Raw genomic sequence first — 15641 nt, 5'->3', positions numbered from 1 at the left:
CCCGTTAGTCCGGAGCCACGACCTCGACCTTGATCCGGTCCGGGTCCTCGCAGAACAAGGCGTAATGCCCTTCTCCTCCGCCATAAGGATAGCGGTCTCCATAGAGCATGACCGTCCCCCTGGCAGCCAGCTCTGCCGCAAGGCGGTCGACCTGTTCGCGGGAAGAGGCGTGGAAGGCCAAATGGTTCATTCCTACCTTGCGCCTGTGGTAGGCCCGGTCGCGGTGCTTCTCCTCCACCTGCACCAGAACGAGGTAGAACCTGTCTTTTTTCCAGCTTCGTCCCTGCTCCCAGCGCTGATGGGGCTCGTAACCGAGCTCTCCCAGCAGCCAGCCCCAAAATCCGGCCGAAGCCTCCAGATCGGATACATACAATTCCAAATGGTGCAGCATGGTCTCGCCCAGCTTTCTAAAAGGATTGGATGCTCATCTCCGCTCATTCAACCGTCTCCCGTTTCAACCGCCGCGCAGCTGGACCCCACGGACCGCCGCATGCGGAAATCATAGCAATCCATGAGAAACAGCACTTAGGCAAAGAGGATATACTGGAGTCAAATCCAAGGATGAGGTGATCAATGATGTCTCTTACATCGAGCATGATCTTCGTCAATCTTCCCGTAAAAGACCTGGACAAGTCAATGGCATTCTTCCGTGAAGTCGGCTTCGGCTTCAACCTGGACATGACGAACAGCGACGCCGCCTGCATGATCGTAAGCGAGCAGATTTTCGTCATGCTGCTGACCGAGCCCTTCTTCGGCAAGTTCGTCAACAAAGAGATCGCGGATGCTTCCCGCACCGCAGAGGCGATCATCGCCATAACGGCGGACAGCCGGGACAAGGTGGACGAGATTTTCGAGACCGCCCTGAAAGCCGGCGCCAAAGCGACGGTCGATGCCTCCGATCTTGGCTTCATGTATACCCGTAGCTTCGAGGATGTCGACGGACATCTATGGGAAGTATTCCATATGGATATGGCCGCCATGGCTGAGCAGGGCCAGCAAGCCGAACCGACCGCCTAAGCGAAGCATGGACGGCTGCAGCGTCTTGGAATAACGCCATTCTGGATGAATCGCGATTCGGACCAAGGCGCAAGCTTCCTCTTATCCGCATAGAAAAAGACGGTCCGGGACTTTCTCTTTTCCCGGATCGTCTTTTCATCGTTTGAAAAAAGGTTATTGAATCGAACCCCGTTCCTCCAGGACCGGCCGGTAGGCTTCCAGAACCGTCTTCGCTTCCTCTTCCGCTCCGAGCTTCATCGATTCGTCCAGAGCGTGAGCCAGCTCCATCTGCAGCTTGGCCACCTTGGTGACCCTTTGCGCTTCCAGCAGCTCAAGCAGATCCGGCATGATAGCCTCCGCCGTCACCGGCTCCGGCTCCCTGCCCAGCCTCTTCAACCATAAGCTTCGGCCGTCGGTCATCAGAATGCTGTCGTCCAATAGTCTGTATTCACGCATCGCTGCTCGCCTCCTCTTTCTCCTTACCCCTCCAACACCGGTTTGCAGCAAAGGTTCCTATATTTTTTCTATTTGTCCATTCTAAAGGCTGGATTTCCTCCTTCTCGTCTCGTCCCCGTCTCTTTCTTGTCTCATTCTCGTCTCTCCTCATCTCATTTCCGTCTCTTTCTTGCCGATCATCAGCCTTTCAATTCCGAACGCAAGACTCGTCCCCGTGATGCCTTTTGATGAAATCGACGAGGAAAAGCCCAAGCCCCATTTGCCGGCGCTCTGCCGACTTGCATCGATCAATTGGCCGGTTACCCACCGGCTGTCCGATGAGGCAAGAAAGGCGGCGATATCCGCAACATCTTCCGGCTCCCCCACCTTTTTAAGGTTGAGAGGCCAGCAGCAGATTTCTGTCCGCTGGAATCTTGCAAAGTACCCGCAGTATTGGCACGCATGATTTCAAACTAAAAATGAGCACCCTTCAGGGCACTCATTTTGGCGGAATATTCGTGTTTCAACCCGTCCCTGAAGACGATGGTCGTTTAAATCGGCTGCTCCATATCTTCGGTCAAGGGGCGCAATTTCACCTTCTGAACCTGCGTGATTTGCGACTTGAGTTTCATGGCTTGTCAGCGCTGCTGCAAGGCAGCCACAGGATTCTCCTGAGCGCCTCCTGGAACGCCTTTGCCGGAGCCGTAAAGCTCGCTGTAGAAGCCGCCGCGGCGCAGCAGCTCCTCATGGGTGCCCTGCTCCTCCAGCCTGCCGTCCCTCAGCACCAGGATCTTGTCCGCGCTGCGGATCGTTCCGAGCCGATGGGCGATGACGAAGCTCGTCCTGCCCTTCATCAGCCGCTGCAGCCCCTCCTGGATTTTGATCTCGGTCACGGTATCGATGCTGCTCGTCGCTTCGTCGAGCACGAGCATGGAAGGATCGGCGAGAATTGCCCTTGCGATCGCGAGCAGCTGCTTCTGGCCGCTGCTGATGCCGCTGCCGTCCGCGCTCAGCATTTTGCCGTAGCCGTCCTTGAGCCGCATGATGAAGGAATGCGCATTGGCAAGCTTGGCCGCCTCCTCCACTTCCTCATCGGTCGCGTCAAGCCTTCCGTAGCGGATGTTCTCCCGTATCGTCCCTGCGAACAGGAACGAGTCCTGCAGCACGAAAGCCATGCGGGAGCGCAGGCTGTCCCGGCGGATGCCGGCCAAATCCTTGCCGTCGAGCGTAATCCGGCCGGAGGTCGGCTCGTAGAAGCGGGAGAGCAGGCTGATGACCGTCGTTTTGCCCGCTCCCGTAGGACCGACAAGGGCGATCATCTCGCCGGGACGGGCTTCGAAGTCGATGCCAGTCAGCGTCTCGCGGCCTTCCTCGTAGCCGAAGGATACATGCTCGAAGCGCACCGCTCCTTCGACCTTGTCCAGCCGCTCGGCCTTGCTGTCCTCCCGCTCCTCCGGCTCCTCGTCGAGCACCTCGAAGACCCGCTCGGCTCCTGCGATGGCCGACAGCAGCGTATTCCACTGGTTCGCCAAGTCATTCAGCGGACGGGTGAACTGGCGCGCATACTCGGCGAACACGATGATCGTGCCGACCGTAATGGCGCCGCGTACAGCCAGAATTCCGCCCACTCCCGCCACGATGGCGAAGCTCAGGTTGTTCAGGCTGTTCATGACCTTGGGGATGAAGCCCGAGATCGTCTGCGCCCAGAATCCGGACAGCCGGATCCGCTCGTTGCGCTCGCGGAACGCCTCCTTGACCTGCTCCTCGCGGGAGAAGGCCGTAATGACGCGCTGGCCGGACAGCGTCTCCTCGATGTAGCCGTTCAGCTCTCCGAGATTGCGCTGGCGGGCCTTGAACAGCGGGCCGGTCCGCCTCGTGATCCAGCGCATGCCGACCGCCATCAGCGGCACGACGACAAAGGTCAGCAGCGTCAGCAGCGGACTGAGCCACAGCATGACGCTCACTGTTCCGACCAGCGTCAGCACGCTGGAGAAGATCTGGATCGCGGAGCTGTTGAGCGTGGAGCTGACATTTTCGATATCGTTCGTCAGGCGGCTCATGATCTCGCCCTGCTGACGCTTCCCGTAGAACGGAATGGGCAGCCGGTGCAGGTGGGCGAACAGATCGCTGCGCAACCGGTACACCGTCTCCTGGGCGATCGTGATCATCCACACGTTGTGGGTCCAGGAAGTTGCGGAAGCAAGCAGGTATACCGTGCCGAGCCCGGCGAGGAATAAGCCCCATCCGCCTGCGTCGCTGCCTTCTTTGAGATAAAGGTCGACGGCGCGCCCGATCATGTACGGGCCGAGCAAGGCAAGCGCGGAGCTGACCGCTACAAGCACGAGCACGATCGTCAGCTTCACTTTGCGCTTCGCCAGATATCCCCACACCCGCCTCAGCGTGCCGGTCCAGTCCTTGGCCTTCGCCTTCGGCTTGCCGCCGCGGGCGCCCGCAGGCGGAAGCGAAGGATCCGGCTCGGGGCGCGGAACTCTCAGCGGTTCGAGCCATTGCTTAAGCATGCCGCGTCTCCTCCCCGTATTGCGATTCATAGATGCGCCGGTACAGCTCCGAATCCGCCATCAGCTGGTCATGGCGCCCTGCCGCCGTCAGACGGCCGTCCTCCAGCAGCAGGATCAGGTCCGCTGATACGGTCGAGCTTATTTTCTGTGTAATCAGGAATGTTGTGCAGCTCATTGCTTCCAGCTCCTGCAGCAAGAGGGCTTCGGTCTTCAAGTCGAGAGCGCTGGTGCTGTCGTCGAGAATAAGAATCTTCGGTTCCCTGACGAGCGCTCTGGCGATGGAAAGCCGCTGCTTCTGGCCGCCGGAGAGGTTCACGCCGCGCTGGCCGAGCATCGTTCCGTATCCGTCCGGCAGGCGCATGATCGTCTCATGCAGCTGGGCCGCTTTCGCTGCGGCCGCGATCTGCTCCTCCGTCGCATGCTCGTTGCCCCAGGATATATTTTCGCTGACCGTGCCGGAGAACAGCGTCACGTCCTGCGGGACATAACCGATCGCCCGGCGCAGCGCCTTGACATCAAGCTCCCGAAGATCGGTGCCTCCGACCGCGATCACGCCATCGGTCGGCTCATACAGGCGCAGAATCAGCTGCACGAGCGAGGACTTGCCGGATCCCGTCGCCCCCATGATCGCGACTCGCTGCCCCGCACGCGCATGGAAGCTGATGTTGTCCAGGATCGAGATGCTGCTCTCCGGGTAGGTGAAGCCTACCGAGCGGAATTCGACATCCGAGCCCGCAAGCGGCTTCGTTCCGGAAGCAACCTGCGCATCGGAGCCCGCAAGCGGCTTCGCTCCGGAAGCAACCTGCGCATCGGAGCCGTCCGCGTTCAGCACTTCGCGGATGCGCCGGGACGATGCGCCGGCCCGGGAGAACATCGCGGCGATCCATGCCAGCATGCTCATCGCGCCGATCGTCCGCAGCGCATAGTTGATGACCGCGACCGTCTGGCCCTCGGTCGCCGATCCCGATGCGATATCGAGCCGGCCGTACCAGAGAATGGCGATGATGGCGGCGTTGACGATCAGCATGATGAACGGCTGGGTCGTTTCCGTCAGCCGCAAGGCGCGCACGGTGCCCTTCATCAGCTCGGCGCCGGCTTCCCCGAAGCGCTTGACTTCATATCCCATGCGGACAAAAACGCGGATAAGCCGGATGCCGGTCAAGTTCTCCTGAATGACTGCGTTGACCTTGTCGAGACGGCGCTGCACCGTCTGGAATACGGAAGAAGCCCGGCCGATCATCCAGCCGACGAAAAGCAGCAGCAGCGGCAGCGTCGCCGCCAGCATAAGACCCAGCCGGAAGTTGACGATGAGCGCCATCAGGACGCTTCCCGCGACCACAAGCGGGATTCTCGTCATGAAGCGGAGCGCCATGAAAACCGTATCCTGAACCTGGCTGACGTCTCCCGTCAGGCGGGTGATCAGGCTCGACGCCGCGAACCGGTTGAACACCTCGTAGGTGAACGACTGAACTTTGCCGTACAGCCGCTCTCGCAGGTCGTAGCCGAATCCCTGGCTTGCGTACGAAGCGTAGAAGGAGCTGCATATCCCCGCCGCGAAGGCGATCAGCGCCCCTCCAGCGAGCACGCCTCCCCACAGCCAGACGACCTCCAGATTTTTATGGGCGATGCCTTCATCGATGATCTTCGCGATGATAAAAGGCTGGGACAGCTCCACCGCCAGCTCGACGAGCATCATCAGCAGGGCGACCCCGGCCGAGACGCGGTACTTGGACAGCGATGACAATACTTTCTCCATATGCCGTGATGCACCTCCGAAGCTATGTATGCGTTCATTATACCCTATATTTCCCAAGGAAGGCTCCGACTCTATCCTGGCGGGCAGGCGTCCGGCTCGGCTTTTGCGGCCGCCCTTCTTTATCGATTGATAGCAAGGCTGTAAGGCAAGCCTTCTTGAAGTGCCAGCACACGGAGAATGAGCCTGGCGCGCCCTCCCTATCGGACATACGATCCGTTATTTCGGGTTCCGGCACCGTTAAAAAAAATTTAACGGACATCAGATCCGTTATTGTTGGCTTTCTTGCTCTTCTGGACCGATTCTCGTTGAAATAACGGATCCTATGTCCGATAAAAAGGCATTTTCGGGATAATTGAGCAAATAACGGATCCTATGTCCGATAACCGGTATTTCCAGCAGCTATGCCACTACTGACTTCCAAATATGGATGTTTTTCCGGCTACCGTCCCCGTACAATGAATTCTTACCCCGCTGCATGAAGACATAGCAACGCTGCTGGCAGAGCAGAGATGCGACACTGCTGGCGGACATAGCAACGCTGCTGGCATACTTGCAAACCTGCTCGTAGACTTAGCAATCCTGCTAGCAACTTAGCCATCATGCCGGTAGACTTAGCCATCCTGCTAGCGACTTAGCCATTCTGCTGGAGGACATAGCAACGCTGCTGGCGACTGAGCCATCCTGCTTGCGGACATATCAACACTGCTGGCTTACTTGCAAACCTGCTCGTAGACTTAGCAATCTTGCTAGCAACTTTGCCATTCTGCTGGCAGACATAGCAACGCTGCTGGCGATTTAGCCATCCTGCTGGCGGACATAGCAACGCTGCTGGCAGACATAGCCATCCTGCTGGCAGACATAACCATCCTGCTGGCAGACATAGCCACAATACGCTGCCCAAACAGCGAGACTTCTTGCAGCGACCCTCCTAGCATTCAAAAGCCGTCCAAGCGGACGGCTTTCGTCAAGCATCTAGCTGAGCGCGGCAGCGGCCAGCCCCTTGAAATCGAGAGAGACGATCGGAGTCCCGGCAACAATCCTTTCCTTTATTTGGCCCATCCAGGTGCGGGTGCCCTCCGTCAGTTCCTCCGGGCTGAGCTTCTTGGTAAGGACGGTATACAAAGTGAGATCGCGCGTCTCCAAAAACAGCCCCAGCACATCCAGCCACTCCTCCCGCATCTCCCGTTCGCTGCGATAGCCTTGCAGGAAGCTAAGGAAGAAGTCCGCCGCATATGCGTCCCGATCCGCGCCGTACCGATCTGGAATTCGGGAGCTGAGCGCATAATAGAGCGGAATGGCGACATCATGGATGTACCAGTTGTATTCCAGGTCGTCGAAGTCGAATACCGTGATGCGGCCTTCGTGGACAAAAAAGTTGCCGTTATGGATATCTCCGTGAAGCAAGCCGTAGCTCCCTTCCGGCCGAGGCAGAGCATGCAGCCTTTCCTGCACGGATGCAAGCTGCGCGATAATCCTCGGGTCTTCGCCCTGAAGATAGGCTGCGGCGTTCGCGATCAGGTCATCCTCGCTCCACTGTCTTCGGGCGAGATTCCGATCCAGCTTGGCGGAAGCGTTGTGGAAACGGGCCGTTACCGCCCCCCACTCGGCGAACAGCTCCCGATTCCATGCCTCCGAGTCCGGCACCGCTCTTCCGCCCGGCGCTTTGCGGAACAGGCTCGCATAGAAGCACGATCCGTCCGCGGCCATAATCTTCTCGATGCGGCTGCCGGACGGCGAGGCCAGACTCGACGCGATATCCTTCCCGCAACCCTCCGTCTCAAGATGCTGAAGGAAATCAAGCTCGGCTTCGATTTCTTCCAGCGATCTATGGCTGCTGTGGGTCAGGCGCAGAATGACGGAAACGCCTTCCGCTGTCTGCATTTCATAGATATAGTTTTCAAAATCGCCCAGCTTCTTCGGATCTCCCTGCAGTCCGAAACGAAGCGCCGCATCCTCCAGCCGTTCTGTACCGAACAGCTTCTCTACCGATGCCTCCATGTTTATCCCCCTTGCCTGAATATAGGTTTCTAGTCCTCTGATTAGGTTTAGGGGGCTGGCCCTTAATTTCCTGCTTGTTCCCTCAAATAAATGTATACTGAAACTATTCCCGATACGATGGAGGAGGAGTCGACAATGGCATTTTACGCGGTCATGCTGCCGATGCTGGATGAAGAAAAGAGCGCAATGCTGCGGACGGAGCATCTTGCTTACCTGGAGAATCTGGAGCAAGAGGGCCGCATCGCCGCCAGAGGAAGATTCACAGATGGATGGGGCGGCCTCGTCATTTACACGGGAGAATCGCTCGAAGAGGTCGCCACGCTCGTGGAACAGGATCCCTATGTCCTCCATCAGGCTCGCAATTACGAGATTCACCCTTGGGAAATGACCTCCCTGCATCTGAAGGTCTAGCTCCGGAACAAAAGGTCTAGCCCCGGAACTAATTCGCCCATCAGTTCTGCTGTCTACGGTTTCTTGACATCGACAGCATCGCTTCAGCAAGCGAAAAGCCCCCTCACCTGAACGGTGAAGGGGCTTGTTTTCGTTACGAAGCCTTTTTGGCATGGTCGATCAGGTTGATGATCAGAACCGCTGCTTGAGCCCGTGTCAGAGGCTGATCTCCATGGAACCGGTTCTTTTCGTCGCCCTGGATAAGACCGGCGATTTCCAGCGCGGCTGCATACTTGGATGCCCATGCCGGGATGGAAGAGGCATCGGCGAAGGCCGGCTTGGAGTCTGCGGCCGGAAGCCGGAGCGCTTTGGCGACCAGCACTGCGATCTCGGCGCGGGTGATGGTCTTTTTCGGCCCGAACGTGCCGTCGTCGTACCCTTTCAGCCAGCCCGCCTCCAGAGCCTGCGCGATATACCCGCGTGCGTAAGCCGGAACGGAGGAAGCGTCCTTGAAGTCCAGGCTGCCGCCGGTGCTGTCCAGACCGAGCGCGCGTCCCAGCATGGTGACGAAGTCGGCGCGGGTGACGCTTCCATTCGGATGGAAGCTGCCGTCTCCGAACCCGATGATGATGTTCAGCCCGGAAGCTCTAGCGATGGCATCGCTCGCCCAGTGCTTGGAGCTGACATCGTTGAACGGCAGCGGCTTGGCCGGCACGGACGTTGCGGAAGGCTCAGGCAATGCCGAAGCTGTCGGCGCAGGCGTGACGGACGGCGTCGGGCTTGCGGATGGCGTCGGCGTAGCTACCGGATAGGACGGGTACCATGGTGTCGGCGTCGGTATTGGTGTCGGTGTCGGTGTCGGTGTCGGTATTGGTGTCGGTGTCGGGTTTGTTGTCGGCGTTGTTGTCGGCGTTGTTGTCGGCGTCGGCGTCGGGTTTGTTGTCGGTGTCGGTGTCGGCGTTGTTGTCGGTGTCGGCGTCGGATCAGAGGCCGGAGCTGTTTTCGCCATCAGAGGGGAACTGAAAATAGAAACCCGGATCGCTTTTCCATCCCCTCCTTTTTGGATGGCGGCAATTTCAATCGTATACGAAGTATCCGCCTCCAGGGATTTCAGCGTCCATTCCGTTCCGGCAGCGTACCCCGCCCATTGGCCATCGGCAAAGATGTCGTAGCCGGTCGCTCCCGGTACGGCCTGCCATTGAAGCGGAATTTCAGTGGCTTCCGCTTTGCCGGCAGTCGGCGCTGCCGGTGCCGGCAGGCTGTCCGCAGAGCTGCCTCCCGCAGGGAGGTCGGCTGCGAGCTGATCCGACATCGTATGGTTGCGGTCGGCGCTGATTTCCCAGTTCATGGCGCCGGCGATATCGATCGACCGGATATAAGCGGTTTTGTAGGCGGTCGACTCCTCATCGTCATAAGAGATGAACACGCCGGTCTTTTCATTGTACAAATAAGGAACCTTGGCGTAGTTGTTGAACACCCGCTTGAAGTCCGGATTCGTCAGGTAGTTGTTTTCAAGATCGGCGATGTCGAACTTCGCATCAGCCCCCCATGTTCCAGGGATGATCGTACTGGAGCACTGCTGGTACTCGCCGCCGCTCGCGCAGCCGCCCCAGCCCGTTCCGTAATACGGAATTCCGGCTACCAGCTTGTAATTCGGCACTCCGCCTTTCAGATGTCCTTGCAGCCCTCCGGCTGCATTGAAGCGTTTGGCCGAGGCCGTCTTGTTGTTCGGATCGTAGTAAAGCGGAGCGTTGTGGGCCGCTTCCGTCTGCCAGGTTCCGTTGTAATCGTAGGTCATGATGTTGATGAAGTCGAGGTATTGGACCGAGTTGGCATAATCGGCATTTACCGTGAAATTGTCGCCTTGGCCGGAGGCGATCGTCAGCAGATAATACTTGCCGTCTTCCTGGCCGGCGGCGTCAAGCGCCTCGCGGACGGTTTTCACCAAAAGCGTGAAATTTTCCTTGTCCTGAGGTCCTCTGGCGTTGGTCGTCTCTCCGCCCTCGACCGGGTATTCCCAATCGATGTCGAAGCCGTCGAAGCCGTAGGCGCGAAGGAACTGGACGGCGGAGCCGGCAAACGTCCTGCGGGAAATTTCATCCGCTGCGACGAGCGAGAAGTTTTTGGACCAGGACCAGCCGCCGACAGAGATGAGCGTCTTCAGGCTCGGATTGTCGGCTTTGAGCTCCTTCAGCTCCTCGAAGCCTTGGGGATCGAATTCAGGATAGCCTTGAATGACGCCTCCATTGAACACATATCCCTTTTGCAGCTCGATGTCGGGGTTCTGGCATTCGGCTCCGGTCGTGCCGGCTCCCTTCCAGCAAATATCGCCAAAAGCGTAGTTGATATGCGTGATCTGCGAGCCGTCGATATCAGCCGGACTGAACTGGCGGGCGCCCTGCGCCCAGGCGGCATAATAAGCGACGATGTTGTACTCGCGGCCCGGTACGGCCGTTGTCGGTACGCTCGCTTCCGATTGCCACAGGCTGTTCTTGGCGATGACCGTAAAGGCGTAGGCTTGGCCCTCGGTCAATCCCGTCGCCGCATAACGCGGAACCGAGCTGGTGCCGATGAGGTCGCCGTCGCGGTAGATTTCATACTCGGTCGCACCAGCTGTCGGAGCCCAGCCTAGCGAGATCGCGGTACGGGTTCCGGATACGACCTGCACTGACTGCGGAGCGTCGAGCTGGCCCCAGACGATGCGCAGGCCGTTGCTCTTGCCGGATACCCGGCGATCTTTATCCTGCGCGGCGACCTGGAAGTAAACGGATTGGCCTACCGTCGGCTTGGCGATTTCGTAGGAGAATTTGCCGGCGGCCGCCCAGTCTCCCCCGAACCATTTGTTGTCCACATACACGTCATATCCCGTAGCGAGCGGGCTCGTCGTCCATCCAAGCTCGATCGAATTGGAGGTGACGTCCGTCACGCGGAGGTATTGGGGAGCCGTCAGCGGCGGCTCCGGATAGGCATTGGGATCCTCGGCGACGGTCGTTGCCGTGACCACATTGCTCTTCTCGCTCTGGGTGCCTAGCACCGGAACGGAAGTGACGTAGAAGGAATAGGTCGTCTCCGGCTCCAGACCGCCGACGATTTTCGGGGAAAGTCCGGCCCAGGCCGCCCAATTCCACTGGGTGCTGTCTCCGATTTTGTAGTAGATCTGATACCCGTTGTTAGGGTCGATTCCGGGAACTTCATCCCAAGTCAGAGTGATCGATTTTGCCTTTACATCCGATACGGCCAGATTCTGGGGGATGTTGGGATCCTCCGCAGCGGCAGCGGGGACAGCGGCAGCTCCGAACATGCTGATCAGGAGTGCCAAAGCGAGCAAGGAAGCAAGCGTGGAAGAAACGTTCTTTTTCAGTCGCGTGGACAATCAAGTCACCTCATCCATAATGATTTGGGGAATCATGGAACGGCTTTTCGACCTCTGTCTGGACCGGCTGACTTAGGAAAAAGGGGGGTAGTGCGGAAAGAATTGAAGTACGGAAAGAATTGAAGTGCGGAAAGAATTGAAGTGCGGAAAGAATTGAAGTGCGGAAAGAGCTGAAGTACCGAAAGAGTTGAGCTGTCTGGCGGTAAGAGCTGACCTGCAAAGAACGGACTTGGAAAAAGCTGACCTGTGGTATGAGCTGACTTGCGAAAGGGAAAGGGCTGACTTACGGAATGAACTGACTGCGGGAAAGCTGACCTGCGGAATGAGCTGACTTGCGAAAGGGAATGGGCTGACTTACGAAATGAGCTGACTTGCGGAATGATCTGACTTACGGAATGATCTGACTTGCGGAATGATCTGAAAGGTTTGGCGAAAGAAGTGAAGTCAATGATATCAAGCATCAATGAGAGTGCTTACCACCTCGCTGGCGAATTTTGTGCCTATCAAACTTCCCTATTCGTTGGGAATGATCCAACACCTTTTCAAAATCTATATAATCCGTGATATTCATCACAAAAAGATCGAAAGTATCATTTTTTCAACCACTAAATTGTCTTTAATAATCATAATAACTTTCGAAACGATTCATCTCTAAGTATGGGCCTTTATTTCCTCTCGGTTGAAAAGCGGTGCGAAGGCTCAACAAAGAGACTGGTAGAAACGGTGTAGAGACGATGTCGCGCTTCTGACGCCGCAGGTGAAAGACATCTGTTTGGCGAGAGCGCCGACAGGCCTGGATTTGAAGCATGCATTTCGGAAATTCGTTCCGTATGGCCGATTTCGAGTGCCTTTGGCTTTCTATCGGACATACGATCCGCTATTTAGCCGAATTCGATGCTTTTGGCATTTTATCGGACATACGTTCCGCTAATTAGCCGAATTAGAGGCTTTTGGCATTCTATCGGACATACGTTCCGCTATTTGGCCGAATTCGAGGCTTTTGGCATTCTATCGGACATACGTTCCGCTATTTCCAAAAAATTACCCTAATATCAATAGAGTGGAGGCAAATAACGGATCTAATGTCCGATAACTTCGCAAATTCCACTCTGTAAGGCAAATAACGGATCCTATGTCCGATAAGCATTCTAGGTAAAAAGAACATTCAAGGCAGCGGATGCTCTCAAGGCAACTGGTGCTTCCACGGCAACGGGTGCTTCCACGGCAACGGGTGCTTTAACGGCAATGCGTGCTTCCAAGATAATCCGCATCAGTGTTTGTAATGGAATGTCCGAGAGCGCCTGGGTTCCATTAACGGTGCAACATGTGCATTTATCAATTAGTAGCCGGGCTACATCGGTAACGTAAACCGGCTATGTTTCTCGAAAGGCGCATAAGCCTGTCATTATCCATAAAACGTCTTGCCTGCAAATGTCTTGCATCTGCTTCCGAGACGCATCCAGACCGGCAAACTGCCCTCTAAGCCTGCTCGCAATCGCCTGCCGTTTTGAAGAGAACGGCAAAGAGGCCGGAAAATGGCTTCCGGCCTCTTTGGATCGGTTCGAAGATGCTGCTTCCGCGGACGATTAAATTCCTTTGTTCTTGAACATGGTAGCAATCGAGCCGCCGTAAATATTGCTGCGGATCGCTTCGGTGAACAGACTTGCCATCGAGATGACGGTCAGCTTGTCGGAATGCCCGGAAGGCTGCAGGATAGAGTCCGTAACGACGATTTCCTTGATATGCGCATGCTCCAGGCGCTCAAGCGCATTTTGGGAAAACAGGCCGTGGGTCGCCGCGACCATGATGTCGCGTCCGCCCTTCTCGACGAGCTTGTCCACGACATTGAGAAGGGTTTTGCCCGTATCGATGATATCTTCGATCACGATCGGAGTCTTGCCGGCCACCTCGCCGATGACATGCGTCTTCTCTTCTCCCGTGTGGCTGTCGTGGTTGGTCACGACCATCGCGAACGGGGCATGCAGGTAGTTCGCCAGCTTCTCCGCCGTAGAGGCGCGCCCCGCATCGGGAGACACGATGACCGGATTCTCGATGTTCTTGCTGCGGATATATTCAGCCAGCTCGTCGAGCGCCGTGAGATGATCGACCGGAAAGTTGAAGAAGCCCTGAATTGCGGCCGTATGCAGATCAAGCGGAATGATCCGGGAAGCGCCTGCCGTCTCCAGCAGGTCGGCGACCAGCTTGGCGGAGATCGCCTCGCGCGGATGGCGCTTGCGCTCCTGGCGGGCATAGCCGTAGTACGGCATGATGATGTTGATCGTCTTGGCCGAAGCCCGCTTGGCCGCGTCGATCATGATGAGCAGCTCCATAAAATTCTCGTTGACCGGGTCCGACAGCGACTGCACGATGAAAATATGGCAGGTCCGAATCGGCTCCTTGTAGGAGACGTACAGCTCTCCGTTACCGAATTGCGACAGCTCCACCTCTCCGAGAGGAATGCCCAGCTGCTCGCTGATGCTCTTCGCAAGCGGAATATTGGAAGATCCGCTGAAAATTTTCACTTTATCCGTCATATTGATCCCTTTCCCTCCCGCGTTTCGGCTATCATCCTTTTTAACCATTATAGCCTATCGGAGCCAAATCAACAGCCCGTAGGAGGATTGATCTGCGGCATCTCATTGCAAAGGAGAAACCTCGATGTAAGGAACAGGCCCTTCTGCATTGCAGCCGCAGCGAGTTCAGTCTGTCTCTGTCATACCACGAACCCCATCGCTTCCTTCACGGCCTTCAGCGTCGGCGCCGCTGCTTCCGCAGCCCGCATGGCGCCCTCCTTGAGCACCCGCTCCAACTCTTCGGAGCCTGCTAGTTCACGGAAGTTTCTCTGAAGGAGCTCCAGCTTTCCGCTCACGGCCTCGGCCAAATCCATTTTGAAGCTTCCGTATCCGATGCCCTGGTATCGCTGCTCGATGTCCTTGATCGTCATTCCGCTGAACACCGCATAGATTTCCATCAAGTTGCTGATCTCGGGCTTGCCGCTCCAGTCGTAGCGGACGACACCATCGGAATCCGTAACGGCCTTGGCGAATTTGCGGCGGATCTCATCCGGCTCATCCATGAGCAGCACATAGCTGTTGCGGTTGGGATTGCTTTTGCTCATTTTTTTGGCCGGATCATCGAGTCCCATGATGCGGCTCCCGATGCCCGCTATAATTGGCTCGGGGATGGAGAAGAGCCCCTTCCTGAACCGACTGTTGAAGCGGACCGCCAAATCGCGTGCCAGCTCCAGATGCTGCTTCTGGTCGTCTCCTACCGGAACATGAGTCGCTTGGTACAGAAGTATATCTGCGGCCATATAAGCCGGATAAGTGAACAAGGCAGAGCTCGCCGACTCCCTGCCCTCCGCCTTCTCCTTGTACTGGGTCATGCGGCCCAGCTCGCCTACGGTCGCCAGCGTCTCCATCAGCCATCCCAGCTCGGCATGAGCGGAAACCTGGGACTGCAAGAACACGACGGACCGCTTGGGATCGATTCCCGCAGCCAGATAAAGCGCGGCGGTCTCCATCGAGCGCGCTCTCAGTTCTCTCGGGTCCTGCCTGACGGTTACGGCATGAAGATCCGGAATGAAAAAGTAGCATTCGGCATTCTCCTGCATCGCAACGAACTGGCTTAAAGCGCCTCCATACCCTCCGATATTAAGCTCCCCGCTTGGCTTGATTCCCGACAAGATTCGTTTTCCCATATCCCTTCGCCTCCTTGAACATAAAAAAACACCCCGTCCCTGAAAGGGACGAAGTGTGAATACTCCGCGATACCACCCGAATTCGGCCAAGGGCCGCTCCTCTTGTCATGTCAAAACGGCTAACATGATTCCCTTGATAACGGCGGGACCTCCCGTCGGAGCCTACTGGCGGCTGCCTTACGGCTGCCCGCTTTCGGGCCGAAGCGAATGGAGCCATTCGCCTGAATCCGTTGTGCCGGACCTTCCACCTGTCGCCGGCTCGCTGAGACAACTCCTTCAGGGTACTCTTTCCATTCCTAGCTTTGATAGATTCATTTGCTTGCTACCCAACATACCATAATATTCCAGCATGTCAATATCCCGCTCCCTTTCTCCTCCTATGAAGCCTCTTCCATGGTACGACGTTCGGCTTTGAACCGATGGGCAAAATCCGGTCCTGCCCCTATAATTAAGGCAGGATTCATTCGAGGAGGA

10 protein-coding genes and 1 pseudogene are annotated in these 15641 nt (G+C 57.0%); 2 read left to right on the top strand and 9 right to left on the bottom strand.

Annotated features, from left to right (window positions below; genetic code table 11):
• Window positions 1-4: 4 nt before the first annotated feature.
• Complete coding sequence (locus tag AC06G8_RS03585; RefSeq protein ID WP_480284388.1) at window positions 5-391, bottom strand: VOC family protein; 387 nt, start codon at window positions 389-391, stop codon at window positions 5-7.
• A gap of 185 nt (window positions 392-576) precedes the next feature.
• Between AC06G8_RS03585 and AC06G8_RS03580 the strand changes: the two genes are divergently transcribed.
• Window positions 577-1017 carry a VOC family protein gene (locus tag AC06G8_RS03580; protein WP_447662732.1) on the top strand — a complete coding sequence of 147 codons (441 nt, stop codon included), beginning with the start codon at window positions 577-579 and terminating at the stop codon, window positions 1015-1017.
• Between the two features lie 153 nt (window positions 1018-1170).
• Here the strand turns inward: AC06G8_RS03580 and AC06G8_RS03575 are convergent, their stop codons facing one another.
• The 5 genes and pseudogenes from AC06G8_RS03575 to AC06G8_RS03555 form a co-directional block, all read right to left on the bottom strand.
• Window positions 1171-1452 (bottom strand): hypothetical protein, encoded by a 282-nt coding sequence (locus AC06G8_RS03575; protein WP_447662333.1) that lies wholly within the window; start codon window positions 1450-1452, stop codon window positions 1171-1173.
• Between the two features lie 276 nt (window positions 1453-1728).
• A pseudogene (locus AC06G8_RS03570) lies at window positions 1729-1880 on the bottom strand (SDR family oxidoreductase); the annotation flags it as partial.
• A gap of 189 nt (window positions 1881-2069) precedes the next feature.
• Window positions 2070-3950: an ABC transporter ATP-binding protein gene (locus tag AC06G8_RS03565; protein WP_480284387.1), complete on the bottom strand. Its 1881-nt coding sequence runs from the start codon at window positions 3948-3950 to the stop codon at window positions 2070-2072.
• Window positions 3943-5706, bottom strand: a complete 1764-nt coding sequence (locus AC06G8_RS03560; protein ID WP_480284386.1) for an ABC transporter ATP-binding protein — start codon at window positions 5704-5706, stop codon at window positions 3943-3945. The genes AC06G8_RS03565 and AC06G8_RS03560 overlap by 8 nt, the downstream gene beginning before the upstream one ends.
• 972 nt (window positions 5707-6678) lie before the next feature.
• Entirely contained in the window at window positions 6679-7704 is a 1026-nt protein-coding gene (locus AC06G8_RS03555; protein WP_480284385.1) for a phosphotransferase enzyme family protein, read from the bottom strand.
• Between the two features lie 135 nt (window positions 7705-7839).
• Between AC06G8_RS03555 and AC06G8_RS03550 the strand changes: the two genes are divergently transcribed.
• Window positions 7840-8115 carry a YciI family protein gene (locus tag AC06G8_RS03550; protein WP_447662329.1) on the top strand — a complete coding sequence of 92 codons (276 nt, stop codon included), beginning with the start codon at window positions 7840-7842 and terminating at the stop codon, window positions 8113-8115.
• Between the two features lie 133 nt (window positions 8116-8248).
• On the opposite strand, the gene AC06G8_RS03545 is transcribed toward AC06G8_RS03550, so the two are convergent.
• From AC06G8_RS03545 to trpS, 3 genes are all read right to left on the bottom strand, one after another.
• Window positions 8249-11467, bottom strand: a complete 3219-nt coding sequence (locus AC06G8_RS03545) for a glycosyl hydrolase family 18 protein (protein WP_480284384.1) — start codon at window positions 11465-11467, stop codon at window positions 8249-8251.
• A 1586-nt stretch (window positions 11468-13053) separates the two neighbouring features.
• Window positions 13054-14001 carry a ribose-phosphate diphosphokinase gene (locus AC06G8_RS03540; RefSeq protein WP_447662327.1) on the bottom strand — a complete coding sequence of 316 codons (948 nt, stop codon included), beginning with the start codon at window positions 13999-14001 and terminating at the stop codon, window positions 13054-13056.
• A 179-nt stretch (window positions 14002-14180) separates the two neighbouring features.
• Window positions 14181-15167, bottom strand: a complete 987-nt coding sequence (gene trpS / locus AC06G8_RS03535) for a tryptophan--tRNA ligase (RefSeq protein ID WP_480284383.1) — start codon at window positions 15165-15167, stop codon at window positions 14181-14183.
• Between the last annotated feature and the right edge of the window lie 474 nt (window positions 15168-15641).

The sequence above is a fragment of the Paenibacillus sp. SJS-P3 genome (assembly GCF_056711585.1).
Note: the sequence above shows the minus strand (reverse complement) of the source record. Positions and strands in the feature narration are given on the sequence as shown.